General features: G+C 63.9%; 19 protein-coding genes. 7 read left to right on the top strand and 12 right to left on the bottom strand.

Features of this window, described 5'->3' with window-relative positions; genetic code table 11:
* The first annotated feature begins 44 nt into the window (after positions 1–44).
* The gene (locus CH281_RS25235) at positions 45–275 is read left to right on the top strand and encodes a glucose PTS transporter subunit EIIB (protein WP_027497937.1); all 231 of its coding nucleotides are present in this window, start codon (positions 45–47) and stop codon (positions 273–275) included.
* Positions 272–736, top strand: a complete 465-nt coding sequence (locus CH281_RS25230) for a PTS sugar transporter subunit IIA (protein ID WP_094695833.1) — start codon at positions 272–274, stop codon at positions 734–736. The genes CH281_RS25235 and CH281_RS25230 overlap by 4 nt, the downstream gene beginning before the upstream one ends.
* 2 nt (positions 737–738) lie before the next feature.
* Here CH281_RS25230 and CH281_RS25225 read toward each other — a convergent pair whose 3' ends face one another.
* Positions 739–1,485 (bottom strand): GntR family transcriptional regulator, encoded by a 747-nt coding sequence (locus CH281_RS25225; protein WP_094695845.1) that lies wholly within the window; start codon positions 1,483–1,485, stop codon positions 739–741.
* 174 nt (positions 1,486–1,659) lie between these two features.
* Here CH281_RS25225 and CH281_RS25220 point away from each other — a divergent pair, with 174 nt between their 5' ends.
* The gene (locus CH281_RS25220) at positions 1,660–2,136 is read left to right on the top strand and encodes an acyl-CoA thioesterase (RefSeq protein WP_027497940.1); all 477 of its coding nucleotides are present in this window, start codon (positions 1,660–1,662) and stop codon (positions 2,134–2,136) included.
* 2 nt (positions 2,137–2,138) lie between these two features.
* Here CH281_RS25220 and CH281_RS25215 read toward each other — a convergent pair whose 3' ends face one another.
* Together CH281_RS25215 and CH281_RS25210 are read right to left on the bottom strand one after the other, a co-directional pair.
* A complete protein-coding gene (locus CH281_RS25215; protein ID WP_094695832.1) occupies positions 2,139–3,164 on the bottom strand; it encodes a phosphotransferase family protein in 1,026 nt (341 codons plus the stop codon).
* Positions 3,165–3,271: 107 nt separating this feature from the next.
* Positions 3,272–3,586: a hypothetical protein gene (locus CH281_RS25210; RefSeq protein WP_141214498.1), complete on the bottom strand. Its 315-nt coding sequence runs from the start codon at positions 3,584–3,586 to the stop codon at positions 3,272–3,274.
* Between the two features lie 587 nt (positions 3,587–4,173).
* Between CH281_RS25210 and CH281_RS25200 the strand changes: the two genes are divergently transcribed.
* Entirely contained in the window at positions 4,174–4,887 is a 714-nt protein-coding gene (locus CH281_RS25200) for a hypothetical protein (protein WP_143544882.1), read from the top strand.
* 37 nt (positions 4,888–4,924) lie between these two features.
* Here the strand turns inward: CH281_RS25200 and CH281_RS25195 are convergent, their stop codons facing one another.
* The 3 genes from CH281_RS25195 to CH281_RS25185 are packed head-to-tail and all read right to left on the bottom strand — an operon-like array spanning position 4,925 to position 7,787.
* The gene (locus CH281_RS25195; RefSeq protein WP_027497942.1) at positions 4,925–6,346 is read right to left on the bottom strand and encodes an NAD(P)(+) transhydrogenase (Re/Si-specific) subunit beta; all 1,422 of its coding nucleotides are present in this window, start codon (positions 6,344–6,346) and stop codon (positions 4,925–4,927) included.
* On the bottom strand, positions 6,346–6,669 hold the full coding sequence (locus tag CH281_RS25190; RefSeq protein ID WP_027497943.1) for an NAD(P) transhydrogenase subunit alpha: 324 nt from the start codon (positions 6,667–6,669) through the stop codon (positions 6,346–6,348). The genes CH281_RS25195 and CH281_RS25190 overlap by 1 nt, the downstream gene beginning before the upstream one ends.
* A complete protein-coding gene (locus tag CH281_RS25185; protein ID WP_032385072.1) occupies positions 6,669–7,787 on the bottom strand; it encodes a Re/Si-specific NAD(P)(+) transhydrogenase subunit alpha in 1,119 nt (372 codons plus the stop codon). Before CH281_RS25185 ends, CH281_RS25190 begins: the two co-directional genes overlap by 1 nt.
* A 254-nt stretch (positions 7,788–8,041) precedes the next feature.
* On the opposite strand from CH281_RS25185, the gene CH281_RS25180 reads away from it, so the two are divergent.
* Both CH281_RS25180 and CH281_RS25175 read left to right on the top strand, forming a co-directional pair.
* Positions 8,042–8,482 carry an HIT family protein gene (locus tag CH281_RS25180; RefSeq protein ID WP_032365556.1) on the top strand — a complete coding sequence of 147 codons (441 nt, stop codon included), beginning with the start codon at positions 8,042–8,044 and terminating at the stop codon, positions 8,480–8,482.
* Entirely contained in the window at positions 8,479–9,123 is a 645-nt protein-coding gene (locus CH281_RS25175) for a Type 1 glutamine amidotransferase-like domain-containing protein (protein ID WP_094695829.1), read from the top strand. The genes CH281_RS25180 and CH281_RS25175 overlap by 4 nt, the downstream gene beginning before the upstream one ends.
* A gap of 29 nt (positions 9,124–9,152) precedes the next feature.
* On the opposite strand, the gene CH281_RS25170 is transcribed toward CH281_RS25175, so the two are convergent.
* Complete coding sequence (locus CH281_RS25170) at positions 9,153–9,464, bottom strand: hypothetical protein (RefSeq protein ID WP_032401262.1); 312 nt, start codon at positions 9,462–9,464, stop codon at positions 9,153–9,155.
* A gap of 232 nt (positions 9,465–9,696) precedes the next feature.
* Here CH281_RS25170 and CH281_RS25165 point away from each other — a divergent pair, with 232 nt between their 5' ends.
* Positions 9,697–11,079 (top strand): FAD-binding oxidoreductase, encoded by a 1,383-nt coding sequence (locus CH281_RS25165; RefSeq protein WP_032365554.1) that lies wholly within the window; start codon positions 9,697–9,699, stop codon positions 11,077–11,079.
* A 103-nt stretch (positions 11,080–11,182) separates the two neighbouring features.
* Here the strand turns inward: CH281_RS25165 and CH281_RS25160 are convergent, their stop codons facing one another.
* The 5 genes from CH281_RS25160 to CH281_RS25140 all read right to left on the bottom strand — a co-directional run bounded on the left by CH281_RS25160 (position 11,183) and on the right by CH281_RS25140 (position 17,488).
* Entirely contained in the window at positions 11,183–12,487 is a 1,305-nt protein-coding gene (locus CH281_RS25160) for an aspartate aminotransferase family protein (RefSeq protein ID WP_094695828.1), read from the bottom strand.
* A gap of 74 nt (positions 12,488–12,561) precedes the next feature.
* Entirely contained in the window at positions 12,562–13,593 is a 1,032-nt protein-coding gene (locus CH281_RS25155) for a TIGR03842 family LLM class F420-dependent oxidoreductase (RefSeq protein WP_094695827.1), read from the bottom strand.
* A 3-nt stretch (positions 13,594–13,596) separates the two neighbouring features.
* Positions 13,597–15,018: a dihydropyrimidinase gene (gene hydA, locus CH281_RS25150; RefSeq protein ID WP_094695826.1), complete on the bottom strand. Its 1,422-nt coding sequence runs from the start codon at positions 15,016–15,018 to the stop codon at positions 13,597–13,599.
* Positions 15,018–15,857, bottom strand: coding sequence for a nitrilase-related carbon-nitrogen hydrolase (locus tag CH281_RS25145; RefSeq protein ID WP_204848030.1), 840 nt, complete (start codon positions 15,855–15,857; stop codon positions 15,018–15,020). The genes hydA and CH281_RS25145 overlap by 1 nt, the downstream gene beginning before the upstream one ends.
* 110 nt (positions 15,858–15,967) lie before the next feature.
* A complete protein-coding gene (locus CH281_RS25140) occupies positions 15,968–17,488 on the bottom strand; it encodes an ATP-dependent DNA ligase (protein ID WP_027497953.1) in 1,521 nt (506 codons plus the stop codon).
* Positions 17,489–17,563 lie beyond the last annotated feature (75 nt).

The following is a 17,563-nucleotide window of genomic DNA, read 5'->3' as shown; positions in this document are numbered from 1 at the left end:
CCTCGCCGACACCACTGCACACGAGAAGGAAGCGGGAACAGAACATGGCCAAGGCGGACGCGATCGTGAAGGGCCTCGGCGGTGCCGACAACATCGTAGAGATCGAAGCGTGCATCACCCGGCTCCGTACCGAGGTCAAGGACGGGTCGCTGGTGGACGAGGCTGCTCTCAAGGCAGCCGGTGCGCACGGAGTGTTCCACAAGGGGACAGCCGTGCAGGTCATCGTCGGCCCGGAGGCCGACACCCTCGCCGAGGACATCGGCGACATTCTGTGAGCGGGACCTCGACGATCTCCAGTCCTGTTGCCGGCCAGGTCATCTCGCTCGCCGACGTCCCCGACCCGGTCTTCTCTTCGCAGATGGTGGGCTCCGGGGTCGCCGTGCGCCCGGCGGCCGGTAGCGGGCCCGTCGAGGTGCGGTCTCCGATAGCCGGCAAGATCCTCAAACTCCACCCACATGCGTTCGTCGTGTTCACCGACGACAAGGCGGGAGTGCTGGTGCACATCGGCATCGACACCGTGAAGATGAAGGGCGAGGGTTTCGAACTCGTTGCAGCAGAGGGCGATCGGGTTCAGTCCGGCGATCTCGTGATCACCTACGACCCTGCGGCGATCGCGGAGGCCGGATACTCCGACGTGATTCCCGTGGTTCTGATGGACTCCGAGCCCGATGCCGTCAGGAGCGCGGCCGTCGGAACCTCGGTGGCACAGGGTGACTCGCTGTTCGTGTTGCCCTGAGCCTAGCGGCGCTGCGTGGCGCGCCGCTCCCCCTGCACCTCCATCGAGAGTTGGTACCGGTCGCACCGGTACCAACTCTCCGTGTGCTCGATCGGTTCGTCGCCGCTGAACGACACTCGGTCGAAGTACAGCACCGGTGCGCCGCGTTTGGTCCCGAGCAGCGTGGAGGTGTCACTGTCGGCGGCTGTCGCTTTGACGGTCTGCTCGGCTCGATCGATGGTCAGGCCGTAGTGGTTGCGCACGGCCTCGTACACCGACTGACTCAGATCGTGGTCGATCAGCCCCGGAAGGAGTTCGGCCCGGTACCACCCGTCGTCGACACTGACCGGCTCGGCATCGGCCAGCCGTAGCCGTTTGATGTGGTACGTCCGATCACCGTCGACCAGGCCCAGAGCACGAATCGTTGCTGCCGAGGGCTTTTCGAGTCGCGCGAACAGGACCACCGTCGTCGGCGTCAGCCCCTGGGCACGCATCTCCTCGGAGAACGACGCCAGGTGCAACCGCGACTGCACGGTACGAGAAGCAACGAACGTCCCTTTCCCACGTACCCGAACCAGATGTCCGTCGTTGACGAGCTGTCCTATCGCCTCGCGTACCGTGATGCGACTGACGCCGTAGTCCTCCATCAACCGACGCTCGCTCGGCATCAGATCCCCCGGCGAAAGCTCCTTGGTGCAGCGGTGCAACAGTATTGCGCGTAGCTGTTCGTGCTTCGGGATCTGACTGTCCCTCAGGTGTACGGGCATCACCACTGCGCCGGCCTTTCGATCACTCGCAGAACCAGCGGTACGGACTGGTCCGGTCCAACCAAAGACTACGTCACAACGGCGATACCGAGGAAGCATTCGCCCGGACTCAGCCTCTCCGATGCCTCGAATCCGGTCGCGTTTGTTGCCGACGTGGCGACGGGTTAGCGTCGTGCCATGACGGAGTCGCCGAAGGACAGCGTGGAATTGTCGAATGCGTCGGATTTCCCGGCGCTGTGGCCGGTGTCGACCCGATGGGACGACAACGACCACTACGGCCACGTCAACAACGTGACGTATTACGCATACTTCGACACCGCAGTGAACGGGTGGCTCATGGAAACGACGGGTGTGGACATCAGGACTCTGCCCGCGATCGGCGTCGTGGCCGAGACCTCGTGCCGCTATCTGTCCGAGCTCAGTTTTCCCGATCGCCTCCAGGTCGGTCTGGCGGTGGAGAAGCTGGGCACCCGCAGCATCGTCTACTCGCTGGCCTTGTTCCGAGAAGCCGAGGACGACGCACTGACATTGGCCGCTCGGGGACGGTTCGTTCACGTCTACGTCGACGCGAACTCCCGCCGTCCCGTCCCCATTCCCTCCGAAATCGAAACCGCAGCACGCACTTTGGTGATCGGAACGTCAGTAGACGCCTGAATCTAGAGCCCGATTTCGTCGGCGCGCTGCAGCGCTCGGGTGACGATGTCGTCGATCAGCGTGGTGGTCGGCGCGCCGCCCACGGCGCGGTTGCGTGAATCGGCTTCCATCCGGCGCATGACGCCTTCGGCGATGATCGACAACTTCCACAGCGCCAGCACTTCCCAGAATCCGGCATCGGCCACATCGCGGCCCGTGTTGTGCGCGTAGGACTCGACCAGCTCCGCCCGGGTAGGGAAACCGGGCAGAGTCGATGCCATGAAAGGACCGGCAACCCCGTCGTCCGCCTGAGGCCAGTAGGCGAGCAGACCACCCAGATCCGCCAACGGGTCTCCGAGCGTGCACAACTCCCAGTCGACGACGGCAACCACGCGGCCGTCGTTTCGAGCGGTGATGACGTTGCTCAGATGGAAGTCGCCGTGAACCAGCGTCACCTCGTGCTGCTCGGGGATCTTGGCCGTCAATCGTGCTGCGAGCGAATCGATTCCAGGAACCTCCCGGGTTCGGGAGGAGTCCCACTGCGTGGTCCACCGCGCGATCTGACGCGCAGCGTAGGGCTTGCGGCCGGCGAGGTCGGCAAGACCCGACGACTCTAGGTCGACACGGTGTATGTCGGACAACGCCGCGGTCAGACCGAGTCCGACACGTCGACGCTGATCGGGGTCCAACTGTTCGGCAGCCGACACCGAGTCGACGACGACCCCGTCGACGAAACTCATCAGGACCAACGGGACCTCGGAAACGGCTGGATCCTGCGTGATCGCAATCATTTTCGGCACAGGGACCGGCGAATTCTGCAGACCGGAGAGAATCCGGTGCTCGCGCACGACGTCGTGAGCCGACGCCAACAATTTGCCCAACGGCGGCCGGCGAAGGACCCACGCACTGCCGCCGGCGTCGCGAACCGCATACGTGAGGTTGGACTGGCCGTTACCGATGCGCTGAAACGAGAGCGGCGATGTTGCGCCTATCCCCAGCTCCGCGATCCACGTCGACACTGCATCTTCGTCCAAGCCCACCACGCCCATACAAAACCCTCACTTCGTTGTGCGGCACCGTTGCCGACGGACATCACCGGTTCGGGTGATCGTAACGAAGCGGTGCCAACGGATGCCGGTGGCACGAGCACAGACGGTCAGCTGGCGCGACCGAACGCGGAGATCAGCGCCGGAGTAGCAACGGCAGCGGCCTCGTGCCGCTTGACAGCGATTTCGTCGATTTCGCCGACGAGCAGTGCGGTCATCGACTCGGGCTCGGCACACCAGACGGACGAGATGTTGTGCACCTCCGCGGGTGCGAACAGTCCACTGGTGGACAGCGCGTCGATCCATTCGGCAACGGCATCGGCCGTGGGCTCCGGCATCACCGTACGGTCCAGCGAGTCCGCTTGGAACTCGTTGCAAAAGAACGCGCGGACCATATCGAGCTGCCCCTGCGACATTGTGGTCATGTTCTTCTCCTTCGAGTTTCCGACTTCTGTTGGTGCCGAATGCCCGTTCACGAGTTGCGATGAGCCGACCAGACCGTGTTCAGATCGTTACCAACTTGGCCGTAACGGGGGAATACGGTTTTCCGATGCGGCTGAAACTACGCCCTTTTCGACGGTCTCGCCCAGGGTGAACTGGACTATGTGACCATAGTCACACAGATCGGCCCATCCGATCAACGACTTGCAACGAATTCATAGTTCGCATTTCAAAATACTGTGACAGGAGACAAACTCCGCACAAAAGTCCAGGTAGGCGAGGTGCGACACTCGAGAGCAACTACTCGGAGCCGCAGTCGAGTAGCCTCCTCTACACCGCACTGGACCAGACACTCCGACCGATCGGTTGGTTGTAGGGTCAAATTCTACTTCTGGTTCGGTTTTTCGGCTGTTTGCAGACTCCAGGAATTTGACAGATCACCTTTACTAGGTTGCGGCTACAACAAGGAATCGACGCTTCTTCGTCGTGATCCGACCGTTACCGCAGATGCTCAGCCGGCTCCCACGATGCTCACACCTCACGCTCAGCCGACTGCGGCAGTCTGGCGTCCATGCGATCACCGAGTCTCGACAGCGGACCGATCCGGTCACCCCGTGGAGCCGGCAACGAGAGCCGTTCGGCGAACACGAGCGAGCGGGCGCACCGACGGGCGATCCGCACCCGGCTGACGGTGTCGGGCCTCTGCGCGGTGCTCTTGTCGGTACTACTGATATGGGCGCCGAACATGGCACCGGTGTGGCCCGTCTCCACGAGCCCGGCTGCCGCCCTGGCCTCGCGAGCGCTGAGCACGATCGACGTCACCGCCGTGCTGACCGTCCTCGCCGCCCTCACCGTTGTCGCCCTGGTCCGAAAACTGCCTTACGGCATCGGGGTGGTGATTGCCTGCGTCGTCGGCGCGGAAGTGACCACAGCTCTGGTGCGTCACCTCGCGGCGTCGTCGACAACGGCCACCGACCTTCCGAGCGGGCAGCTCGTCGCTGTCACAGCGCTGTTGGGGGCCGCGTCGATGGTGGCATCGGCCACGTGGCGGCCGATGATCTTCGGACTCGGGACCGTCGCCGCCCTCGCTGTCGGAGTGGCACAACTGGCCGTCGGGTCCGTCTCCCCCGTCGGGATTGTCAGCGCACTGCTGATCACGGGCGTGTGGTGGCCGGCGTGCTCGGTGGTGATGCTCTTCTCACCCGCAGCCGCTGCCCGCGAGGCTCAGAACCCGTTCGATACCGCTGCCCTCGTAGCCCAACGCAGAATGGGACGCTTCCGTTGACACGGAAGCGTCCCATCCGGGCCGAGAAGGCGACCGACTAGAGGGCCTTGAGCTCCTCGGTCACCTCGGACACCGACTTTTTTGCGTCGCCGAACAGCATCGACGTGCCCTCCGCGAAGAACAGTGGGTTCTCGATTCCGGCGAAGCCGGACGACATCGACCGCTTGAGGACGATGACCGACTTCGACTGATCGACGTTGAGAATCGGCATCCCGTGAATCGGGCTCGACGGATCGTTGCGCGCCGCCGGGTTGGTCACGTCGTTCGCTCCGATGACCAACGTGACGTCGGTGCGAGAGAACTCGTCGTTGATATCGTCCATTTCCTTCATCGCGTCGTACGCGACGTCGGCCTCGGCGAGCAGCACGTTCATATGTCCCGGCATGCGACCGGCGACGGGGTGAATGGCGTACTTGACCTCCACGCCCTTGGACTCCAGCAACTTGGCCATGTCCTTGACGGCATGCTGTGCCTGAGCGACGGCAAGGCCGTAGCCGGGCACGACGATGACCTGGTTGGCGTAGGCCATCTGGATCGCTGCGTCTGCCGCCGAGGTCGCCTTGGCGGTTCCCCCACCTGCACCGGCCGGGCCTGCAGCCGCGTCGCCGCCGCCGAATCCACCTGCGACGATCGCCGGAATGGACCTGTTCATGGCCTTGGCCATGAGGTTGGTCAAGATCGTGCCAGACGCGCCGACGATCATGCCCGCCACGATCATCGCGGTGTTGTTGAGCGCCAGACCCGCAGCCGCAGCAGACAGACCGGTCAGAGCATTGAGCAGCGAAATGACGACCGGCATGTCCGCGCCGCCGATGGGCAGTACCACCGTGAGACCGAGGATGCCTGCCAGTACGAGAACCGCGACGATCCACCACTGCGACACGCCGCCGCCCGGAGTGGCGTTGATGCCGATGACCACTGCAGCGGCCACAGCGCCGATCAGCAGCAGAGCGTTGAGCGGCTGCTGCAACTTACCGATGGTGATCGGCGAGCCGGGCAGAGTTTCCTGCAGCTTCAAGAAGGCGATGAGAGAGCCCCAGAACGAGATGGAACCGATGATCGCCGCGAAGAGTGAGCCGATGACGATATGCACCGTCGGCGACTCTCCGTGGTTGAAGTTCGAGAATCCGGACGTGTCGAGGAACTCGGCCCACGCGATCAGTGCGACCGTGCCGCCGCCGACGCCGTTGAACAGAGCCACCAGCTGCGGCATCGCCGTCATCTTCACCCGTCGCGCAGGCGGGATTCCCAGCGCGACGCCGACGACGAGTCCGACGATGATCAGGATCCAGTTACCGGTGTCGCGAATGGATATCAGCGTGGCCACCACGGCGATGAACATGCCGACCGCGGCGATCTGGTTGCCCCGCACGGCGGTCTTCGGTCCGGTCAGACCCATCAGACCGTAGATGAACATGCCGAAGGCGACGATGTAGAGAATGTTGACGAGATTGTCCATCAGGAGTCAGCACCCTTCGAGGTCTTGGCGGGCACCGGCTTGGACTTGAACATGCCGAGCATGCGGTCGGTGACCACGAAGCCACCGATGACGTTGACGGTTCCGAACACCAGCGCGACGAACAGGATGACCTGCAGTCCGATGGACGGGTCGTGCACCTTCCCGAGGACGACCAACGCGCCCAACACGACGATGCCGTGGATGGCGTTGGTTCCCGACATCAGCGGGGTGTGCAAGGTGTTCGGCACCTTGGAGATCACCGCGAAACCGACGAACCCGGATAACACCAGGATCGCGATGTTCGCGAGAAGCGGGGTGTACATCAGTTCTCCTTCTCACGTGTCACGCAGGCACCGGCGAGCACTTCGTCGGAGAAATCCGGAGCGAGTGCGCCGTCGACCAGCATGAGCTCGAGCAAAGCCGAGATGTTCTTCGAGTACAGCTCGCTGGCGTGCTCGGGCATCGTGGCAGGCAGGTTCAACGGCGAGCAGATGGTGACGTCGTGCTTGACGACGGTCTGGCCGGGCTCGGTGAGTTCGCAGTTTCCGCCGGTCTCGCCGGCCAGGTCGACGACGACGCTGCCGGGCTTCATGCCCTCGACGGCCGCGGCCGTCACCAGACGCGGTGCGGGACGGCCGGGCACCAACGCCGTGGTGATCACGACGTCGAATCCCTTGATCGCCTCTTCCAGGGCACGCTGCTGCTGGACGCGTTCGTCCTCGGTCAGCTCACGCGCGTAGCCGCCTTCGCCGGCAGCATCGATCCCCAGATCGAGCCACTGCGCGCCGACGGAACGGACCTGGTCGGCTACCTCCGGTCGCACGTCGTAGCCGGTGGGTCGACCACCGAGACGCTTCGCGGTGGCCAGGGCTTGCAGACCGGCCACACCGACACCGAGAACGAGCACAGTCGCCGGCTTGACCGTTCCGGCGGCGGTGGTCAGCATCGGGAAGAACCTCGTGGACTCCGACGCGGCCAGCAGAACGGCCTTGTACCCGGCGACGTTCGCCTGAGAAGACAAGGCGTCCATCACCTGAGCGCGGGAGATACGCGGGATGGCTTCGACCGCGAACGCCTGTACTCCGGCGGCCTTCAGCGCGCCGATACTGTTCTCGGCATTGCGTGGGGCGAGGAATCCGATGAGCGTCGAGCCCGACTTCAGCCTCGAGATCTCTACGTCGGTGGGCGGTGCGACCTTGACCACGACCTCCGAGCCCCAGGGATCGCCGATCGTGGCCCCGGCTGCGACATAGAGCTCGTCCGGGATCAGAGCGCCGAGTCCGGCACCCGATTCCACGACGACCTCGACGCCCTTGCCCGTGAGCGCGGCAACGATCTTCGGGACCAGAGCGACACGTCGCTCACCTTCCCCCGATTCGCGGACCACACCGACGACCGTCGTGGATCCCGAACCCTTTTCAGTGCTCTGCGATGTATCCAAATCTCCGTCTTCCTGCGTTGAATGGTGCCCACCGATCGGCCAATGGCTCGAAATCTGCGACGAGTGGACGAACCCATGCGACAAGGCACGAGGTTCCTGATAGTAGCCACAGGTAATGGAGCGCGGGTAACCCAGAACACAGTCCGATTCGTTCTGAATCGAGTCCGTTTCGACATTTCGCGACTACAGGGCGAGCAATTGTGATGCACGCCATACAGGTCTATCCGTGATGATCGGACCTTACAGTGACAATCGTGGAATCTTGCATCTTCTGTGCCATCGTCGCCGGCGACGCACCTGCCCACCGCGTGTTCGAGAACGAGCACACCGTCGCTTTTCTCGATATTCGACCGATCAGCAGGGGCCATGTTCTGGTGGTTCCGCGCGAGCATTCCGCAGACCTGACCTCCACCGGCCCGGACACGGCTGCCGAGGTTTTCCGCGTCGGGCACACGCTGGCGCGCGCAGTGCGCGAGTCCGACCTCCGCGCCGACGGTGCAAATCTGGTGATCAACGACGGCGTCGCCGCATTCCAAACCGTCTTTCACCTACATCTGCATGTGGTGCCGCGCTGGGACCGCGACCGACTGAAGTTCGCGGCGGGGTTCGTCACCCGTCGCCTGCGTGAACCCGAGCGGGTGGCCGAGGCAATCCGATCCGGAATGGCCAGGGTCGCCGGGGAGCAGACCTCGTGAGGTTGTTCTTGTCTTCGTATCGATTCGGCGGCCATTCCGACGAGTTCGCCCGCCTCACCGGCCCGCCCGCCGATCTCGCGGTCATCGCCAATGCGGCCGATGCCTGGCCCGCCACCGCCCGCGAATCCTCGCTCCGCAGCGAGTTCGGACCCCTGCGCGCGTTGGGATACCGGCCGTCGGAGTTGGATCTGCGCGATTTCGCCGGGAGACCGGCCGCATTCGAGCGCGCCCTGGCAGCGTTCGACGCAATCTGGGTCCGCGGTGGCAACACGTTCGTGTTGCGCGCTCAGATGGCTCGTTCCGGTGCGGACGAGGTCATCCGCGGGCGCGTTCGGGCCGACACCATCGCCTACGGCGGGTACAGCGCGGGAGCGTGCGTCGCTGCGCCGTCACTGGCCGGAGTCGAGGATGCCGACGACCCCAACGAGGTACGGCCGATCGCAGGCATCGATCCGGTGTGGAGCGGGCTCGGTCTCGTCGACTTCTCCGTCGTCCCGCATCTCGATTCCGTACTGGACGAGCAGGATGCGGGATGGGCGACGCTGCGCCGTCTGCGACGCGAGGGAATCGAAACTCACGGACTGACCGACAGCCAGGCAATCGTGGTCGACGACTCCGGGACGACAATTCTGGGTGCGTGACCCGTGATTTGTGAATGTGCGACCCGTGATCAGCCCAGCCGAGCGAGCGGCGCGAGCCGATCGAGGGACGACCACGCGAGAGAGCAACGCCGAGCAGTCATTTCGTCGGCATCGAGGACGAGCATGTCGAACAGTCGGCGGGGTGCTGCACGCCACGAGTCGGCGATGGCCGCGACGGTCGCGCTCTCGAACATCCCGGATTGCAGCAACGCGTGCACCCACTCGTCGACCTCGCCGCGGTGAATGCGCTCGATGGTGTCGTATTCGACTCCGCCCCCGAGGAATTCGTACGAGAACATCGCCGCCACATAGTTCCAGGAGTCACTTCCGGGATCGATCATCGTGCAGCCTCCTTGTCGACCCGCACCGCATGGGGTGCGAGATGCGCTGCGCTGGACGCTAGCGCTGCGAACTACAACATTGCGTGTCGACGACGCATCGATCTGGTAACGCCTGAGGCTGGTGTTACTGATGTGACTCGGACAATCCCAGCGGCGTCCTCGTTCACGCCCCACTGCGAGTCGTGACAGACTCGAGTGGCGACGGTCACATGTACGACGTGAGGAGAACCGGATGTCGGTGACTACCGATGCAGATGCCCACCTGAGCGAGCTCGAAGCGCTGCTTCCCGCCGGTGCCGTGGTCACCGACCCCGACATCACCGAGGGATACCGACGCGACTGGGCCAAGGACCCCGACGCGGGTACCCCGTTGGCCGTGGTCCGCGCGCAGTCCACCGACGACGTCAGAGCCGTCATGCGGTGGGCCACCGAACACGCGGTGGCGGTCGTCCCGCGTGGGGCCGGCTCGGGCCTGTCCGGTGGCGCCACGGCCGTCGACGGCGGAATCGTGCTCACCACCGAGCTGATGCGCGAGATCACCGTCGACCCGGTGACCCGCATAGCCGTCGTACAACCCGGACTGCTCAACGCCGAAGTCAAGAAAGCAGTCGCCGAACACGGTCTGTGGTACCCACCGGATCCGTCGTCGTTCGAGATGTGCTCCATCGGCGGCAATGCGGCCACCAATGCCGGCGGGCTGTGCTGCGTGAAGTACGGCGTCACCACCGATTACGTTCTCGGACTCGAGGTCGTCCTCGCCGACGGGACTGCCGTCCGACTCGGCGGACCACGCCTGAAAGATGTTGCCGGACTGTCCCTTGCGAAGCTCTTCGTGGGATCCGAGGGCACCCTGGGCATAATCACCGAGATCACTCTTCGATTGATCCCGGCCCAACCTCCGGCCAGCACCGTGGTTGCCTCGTTCGCCTCCGTGCACGATGCGACGACTGCCATTCTGGCCATCACCCGTACCTTGCGGCCGTCGATGCTCGAGTTCATGGACCGTGCGTCCATCGGTGCCGTCGAAGATGCCATGAACATGGGACTCGACCGCGAGGCAGCTGCGATGCTCATCGCTCGGTCCGACTCCCCCGGTGCCGATCGAGGGCGAGAGATCGAGATCATGGCCGCAGCGTGCACCGAGGCCGGCGCCTCGGATGTCTTCACCACCGACGACCCCGACGAGGGTGAGGCCTTCGCTGCCGCACGGCGATTCGCCATTCCGGCGGTCGAACGACTCGGCAGCCTGCTGCTCGAGGATGTCGGTGTTCCGCTGCCTGCCCTCCCGGCTCTCGTCGACGGGATCGCCGAACTGTCGAAGAAATACGACGTGTTGGTTGCCGTCATCGCGCACGCGGGAGACGGCAACACCCACCCGCTGATCGTGTTCGACCCCGAGGACGCCGACATGACTCGCCGGGCCAACGTCGCATTCGGAGCCATCATGGATCTGGCAATTTCGTTGGGCGGCACCATCACCGGCGAACACGGCGTAGGGCGCCTCAAGAAGGCCTGGCTGCCCGATCAAGTCGGCGAAGACGTCATGGAACTGACCCGGCGAATCAAGACCGCTCTCGATCCGGCCGGAATCCTCAACCCCGGTGCTGTGCTCTGATCAGAGCGGCTGACGCCGCACGTGCACGCAGTGTTTTCGGGTCGTTCCGCAGGCTCCACTCCTGCCTCGTAGCAGGAGTCGAGTTTCCGCGCACGACCCCGAGTCAGACGGTGAACCCGTCCGCCACCGTCAATACCTCGTCGAGGATTTCCAGTCCCTGACGAATCTCGTCCTCGGTCGTCGTCAGTGGCGGTGCGATCTGCAGACGATTGCCTGCGACGAAGGGCCACAGACCCCGTGACTTCGCCGCGGCGGTCACGCTGCCCATCGCCGCCGCGTCCTTGCCCGACGCGGCGAAGGGCACCAGCGGCTCCCGCGTCGTGCCGTCCTTGACCAGCTCGACGGCCCAGAAGAATCCCTTGCCGCGCACCTCACCGACGCTCGGATGCGATTCGGCCAGCTTGGACAGGCCCGCACCGAGTACGTCCTCGCCGACGTGACGCACGTGAGGAAGGATCTTGTCGCGCTCGAACACCCCGATGGATGCGACGCCCGCGGCACACCCGAGGACGTGACCGGAGTAGGTCAAGCCGCCCGGATACGGCTTGTGGTCGAACTGCGAGGCGATCTTCTCCGAGATCACGACCCCGCCGAGGGGCACGTATCCGGAGTTGACGCCCTTGGCGAAGGTGATCAGATCCGGTGTCACATCCCAGGCCTGGCACGCGAACCATTCGCCGATTCGCCCGAACCCGACCATCACTTCGTCGGCGATGTAGACGATCCCGTACTTGTCGCACAGTGCCCGAACGCCGGCCAGATATCCGGGCGGCGGGATCAGCACACCGTTGGTACCGATGACCGATTCCAGGATCAGTCCGGCGATGTTCTGCGCGCCTTCGAGCACGATGACCTGTTCGAGGTGCGCCAGCGCTGCCGCTGTCTCGTCCTCGGGAGTCGTTGTGCCCCAGGGCGACCGGTACGGGTACGGCCCGAAGAAGCGTACGACGTCGACGTTGGTCGGCTCGGTACCCCATCGCCGCGGCTCGCCGGTGAGACCGATAGCGACTCCGGTTCCGCCGTGGTACGAGCGGTAGGCGGCAAGCATCTTCGTGCGTCCGGTGTGCTGGCGCGCCAGCCTCACCGCATGCTCGACGGCTTCGGCACCGCCCGTCGTGAAGAACACCCGGTTCAGATCACCCGGAGCGCGTTCGGCGATCAGAGCAGCGAGTTCACTGCGCTTGTTGTTGGCCACGGTCGGAGAGATGGTCGTCAGAACCTGGGCCTGTTCGACGATGGCGGCCACCACGTCGGGGTGTTGATGCCCGAGATTGACGTTGACCAACTGGGACGAGAAGTCCAGGTACCGATTGCCCTTGTCGTCCCAGAACCACGACCCCTCGGCACCCTCGACGGTGATCGGGTTCAGTTCGGCCTGCGCCGACCAGGAGTAGAACACGTGATCCATCTACTTGCCGCCTTTCTTCGGTGTGACACTCACCGGAGCGTACGACTGGCCGACGGCAACAGTCCCGTCGCCCGTCACGACGTAGCCGTGACAGATGTGCGAATCTGCGGGATGATGCTCTCTCCGTACGCTTCGAGCGTCGCTGCCTTGGCGTCGTGCTGCAGGTACACCGAGAACTGGTCGACGCCGAGCGCCTCGAGCTCCTTCAGCTTGGCGATGTGATCGGCCGGGGTGCCCAGTAGGCAGAACCTGTCGATCACCTCGTCCGGAACGAATTCTGCGTGCGAGTTTCCGGCTCGACCGTGCTCGTTGTAGTCGTACCCTTTGCGCGCCGCGATGTAGTCGGTGAGTGCCTGCGGAACACCGCCGCCGTCACCGCCGTAGCGTGCGACGATCTCGGCGACGTGATTGCCGACCATCCCACCGAACCAACGACATTGGTCGCGGGCATGTTCGAGACCGGCCTCGGTACCGTCGGTGACGTAGGCGGGAGCTGCCACGCAGATCGAGATCGAATCCGGATCTCGGCCCGCCTGCTCGGCCGCAGCACGCACCCGGCCGATCGTCCACGCAGCGATATCCGGATCTGCCAATTGCAGAATGAATCCGTCCGCTACCTGCCCGGTGAGCTCGAGGGCTTTCGGTCCGTACGCCGCGACCCACACCTCCAGCGTCGAATGCTCCGCCCACGGGAACTGCACCGTCGTCTCACCCACCCGGGCGCTGCGCCCGTTGGCCAGATTTCGGATCACCTCGATCGAGTCTCGAAGCGAGGCAAGCGTTGTCGGCTTCCCTCCGAGAGCGCGCACCGCGGAATCACCCCGACCGATGCCGCAGACGGTTCGATTGCCGAACATGTCGTTGAGTGTCGCGAACGTCGACGCCGTCACGGTCCAATCGCGGGTAGCCGGATTGGTGACCATCGGACCCACGGTCACACGCCTGGTCGCGGCCAGAATCTGACTGTAGATGACGTACGGTTCCTGCCACAGCAGATGCGAATCGAACGTCCATACGTGCGAAAACCCATGCGTCTCGGCCTGTCTGGCCAGATCGATCACCCGCGACGCCGGCGGATTGCACTGCAGCACCACCCCGATGTCCATGGCTCAGATCAGATTCTGTGACAGGTCGCGGCGAACGAAGCGGCCGTGTCCCGCAGTGCCGGAATAGGATCCACTGTCGACGATGACGCGCCCGCGAGACATCACGGTGTCCACGTGGCCGTCGATCTCGAAACCCTCGTACGCCGAATAGTCCATGTTCATGTGGTGGGTCTTCTCGACCCCGATGCTGGTGTGCCCGTTCGGGTCGTAGATCACGATGTCGGCATCTGCTCCGGGGCTGATGACGCCCTTTCTCGGATACATACCGAACATCCGGGCCGGGGTGGTGCAACAGACGTCGACCCACTTCTCGAGGGTGATCTTGCCGCTCTTGACCCCCTGGAACATCAAGTCGATGCGATGTTCCACCGAACCGATTCCGTTGGGAATTTTGGAGAAATCGCCGATTCCCATTTCTTTCTGGTCCTTCATGCAGAACGGGCAGTGGTCGGTACTGACGGTTGCCACGTCACCGGTGCGCAGGTAGCGCCACAGTTCGTCCTGATGGCCCTCGGCCCGCGACCGCAGGGGCGTCGAGCAGACCCATTTGGCCCCCTCGAAGCCGGGTGCACCGAGTTGTTCTTCGAGCGAGAGATAAAGGTACTGCGGACACGTCTCGGCAAACACGTTCTGCCCGTTGCCCCGAGCCTGCGCAATCTGTTCGAGAGCCTGCTTTGCCGATACGTGCACGACGTACAGCGGCGCTCCGGTGACGTCGGCCAGCATGATCGCTCGATGCGTCGCCTCTTCCTCCAGCTGCCACGGACGCGATGTCCCGTGGAAGTACGGGGCCGTGTCGCCGCGTGCGATGGACTGGGCCACGAGGACATCGATGGCAATCCCGTTCTCCGCGTGCATCATCAACAGCGCACCCGTTTCCGCCGCCGACTGCATGGCTCGCAGGATCTTGCCGTCGTCGGAGTAGAAGACCCCCGGATACGCCATGAAGAGTTTGAAGCTGGTGACACCCTCGGAGACCAACTCGCTCATGGCTTTCAGCGAATCATCGGTGACGTCGCCGATGATCTGATGAAACCCGTAATCGATCGCGCACCGACCGGCGGCCTTGTCGTGCCACTGCGCCAGAGTGTCCTGGACGCGTTGGCCGGGAGTCTGGATGGCGAAATCCACGATGGTCGTCGTACCACCCCACGCCGCTGCGCGCGTCCCGGTTTCGAAGGTATCGGAGGCGAACGTGCCCCCGAACGGCATCTCCATGTGCGTGTGTCCGTCCACGCCGCCCGGAATCACGTACTTCCCGGTGGCATCGATGACGACGTCCGCCGATGTCTTCAGATCTGCGGCCAAGGACACCGAGCCGGGTGCCAGCACTGCGACGATGGTCTCACCGTCGATGAGCACATCCAGTTCCTGTGCGCCGGTGGTGGATACGACAGTGCCGCCGTGCACGAAGGTGGTGGTCATCAGGGTTGCACCAGTGGGCCGTAGGCGTCGGGTCTACGGTCGCGGTAGAACGCCCATCGGTCACGAACCACTTTGATCAGGTCCATGTCCAGGTCTCGAACGACGATCTCGGGCTTGGAATCCGACGCCACCTCGCCGACGAATTTGCCCTCGGGGTCCACGAAGTAGCTGGTGCCGTAGAAATCGTCGTCGCCGTACTCGGATTCGATTCCGACGCGGTTGATCGCACCCACGTAGTACTCGTTCGCGACGGCCGAGGCCGGTTGCTCGAGTTTCCACAGATAATTCGACAGACCCCGTGAGGTTGCCGAGGGATTGAAGACGATCTCGGCACCGGCAAGTCCGAGAGCACGCCAGCCTTCGGGAAAATGCCGGTCGTAACAGATGTAGACGCCGATGCGGCCGACGGCGGTATCGAACACCGGCCACCCCAGGTTGCCGGGACGGAAATAGAACTTCTCCCAGAATCCGTTGACGTGGGGAATGTGATGCTTGCGGTATTTACCGAGATACGTGCCGTCTGCGTCGACCACAGCAGCGGTGTTGTACAGCAACCCGGGCTGTTCCTGCTCGTAGACGGGCAGGATCATGACGATCCCGAGCTCTTTCGCCAACGCCGCGAACCGGTCGACCGTCGGGCCCGGTACGGATTCGGCGTACTCGTAGAATTTCGCATCCTGAAGCTGGCAGAAGTACGGACCGTAGAAAAGCTCTTGAAAGCAGACAACTTTCGCGCCCTGCTCGGCGGCAGACCGAGCGAACCCCTCGTGTGCCTCGATCATCGATTCTTTGTCACCGGTCCACGTGCTCTGGACCAACGCAGCTCGAACTGTGGACATCATCGGCACTCCATCTCTCGCTGGCTTGCACCCTCAAGGTATTTTGCGCCGTGTTACGGGATCGTTCGTCCGGTTTCGTATGTATTAATCGTGCACAGTTCTCGGCGAACTCACGAGTTCGAGTTGGGCAACAACGCGCGGACGGCATCGATGGTGTCTGCGGTGGCCAGGTTCTTGTCCGGTCGGTATCGCAACACTCGGGCGAAACGCAGGGCCACCCCGCCCGGATAGCGCGAGCTGACCTGCACTCCGTCGAGTTCGATTTCGACTATCAACTCGGGCCGCAGGTACACGGTGTGCTGATCTCGCTCGCGTTCGTGCTTCGGGAATTCCTCCGTCTGCCACTGCAGCAGCACATCGGTCAGGCCTTTGAACGTCTTGCCGACCATGATCGGTTCACCGCCGTCGGGATCGCGGGCCCCCAGATGCAGGTTGGACAGAAAGCCCGTCCGTCGGCCGTATCCCCACTCCGCGCCGAGAACAACGAGATCGAGAGTGTGTTCGGGTTTAACCTTCTGCCAACTCTTTCCGCGCCGGCCTGCCGCATACGGGGCGCTCAGAGCCTTGAGCATGACTCCCTCGTGCCCGGCATCGAGCGCAGCATCGAAGTGGGCAGCCGCCCCGTCGGCGTCGGGCCGTACGGCACTCGGAATCCGATGGCCCGGTGCCACCTTGTCGAGCGCTGCGAGACGCTCTTCGAGTGGAGCGTCGAGCAGATCGACGCCGTCGAGATGCAGACAGTCGAAGAAATAGGGCTGCAGCAACAATTCGTGTGCGCTCTCGGCACCGAACCGGCTCATCGTCTCCTGGAACGGACGCGGCCTGCCACTGTCGTCCAGTGCGAGTGTTTCGCCATCGAGGACCACCGACTCGCAGGGAAGTGCACGGACCAGTTCCACCAGCTCGGGCACACCGGCGGTGATATCGCGCAGGGTGCGGGTGTAGATGCTCACGTCGGATCCCGAGCGATGCACCTGAATTCGGGCACCGTCCAGCTTGTACTCGACCGTCACATCCCCCGCCAGCTGCTCCCACGCACCCCGAAGAGACTCCGCCGGCGACGCCAGCATCGGGCGAACCGGCCGACCGACTTCGAGTCGAAAGGCGTTCAATGCCTCGACACCACCGGTCATGGCGGCGACGGCAGTGGCAGACAATCGACCGGACAGCATGAACGCGCGCCGCACCGACGCCTGCGGCAGAGCTGTGGCAGCGGCGACAGCGTCGACCATGATGCCCTCGAGCGCACCTTGCCTCAGCTCGCCCGTGACCAACCTGATGACGAACGCACGCTCGTCGGCAGTGGTCCGCGAGAACAAGTCCAGCAGCAGGGCCGAACGTCGCGCAGCCGAACCAGCGCCCGACGTCGCCGCCACCTCGGACAACTTCTCGTCCACCTCGGCAACCGTCAGTGTCGACTCCGAGGCGGACGGGACATCCAGATCTGCGAGTGTGCGCCAGCCGACCCCGATCCGTCCCTGCGGCAATTCGCCCGACAACCACGACACCGCCGGTTCGATGTCACCCGCCTGTGCCTCGGACAGCACAGCACCGAGCTCCTCGATCTTGACCTTGCGCGAACGCGTCGCGGCCACGGCCCGAGAGGTTTCGACAATCCTGGACATCAGCACTCATCGAACATAACCGCACCCACCGACTGGCCTACCCAACCGGGTCATTCCGCAGGCTCCACTCCTGCCTGACAT

The sequence above is a fragment of the Rhodococcus sp. 06-221-2 genome (assembly GCF_002258365.1).
GTDB classification, from domain to species: Bacteria; Actinomycetota; Actinomycetes; order Mycobacteriales; family Mycobacteriaceae; genus Rhodococcoides; species Rhodococcoides fascians.
Note: the sequence above shows the minus strand (reverse complement) of the source record. Positions and strands in the feature narration are given on the sequence as shown.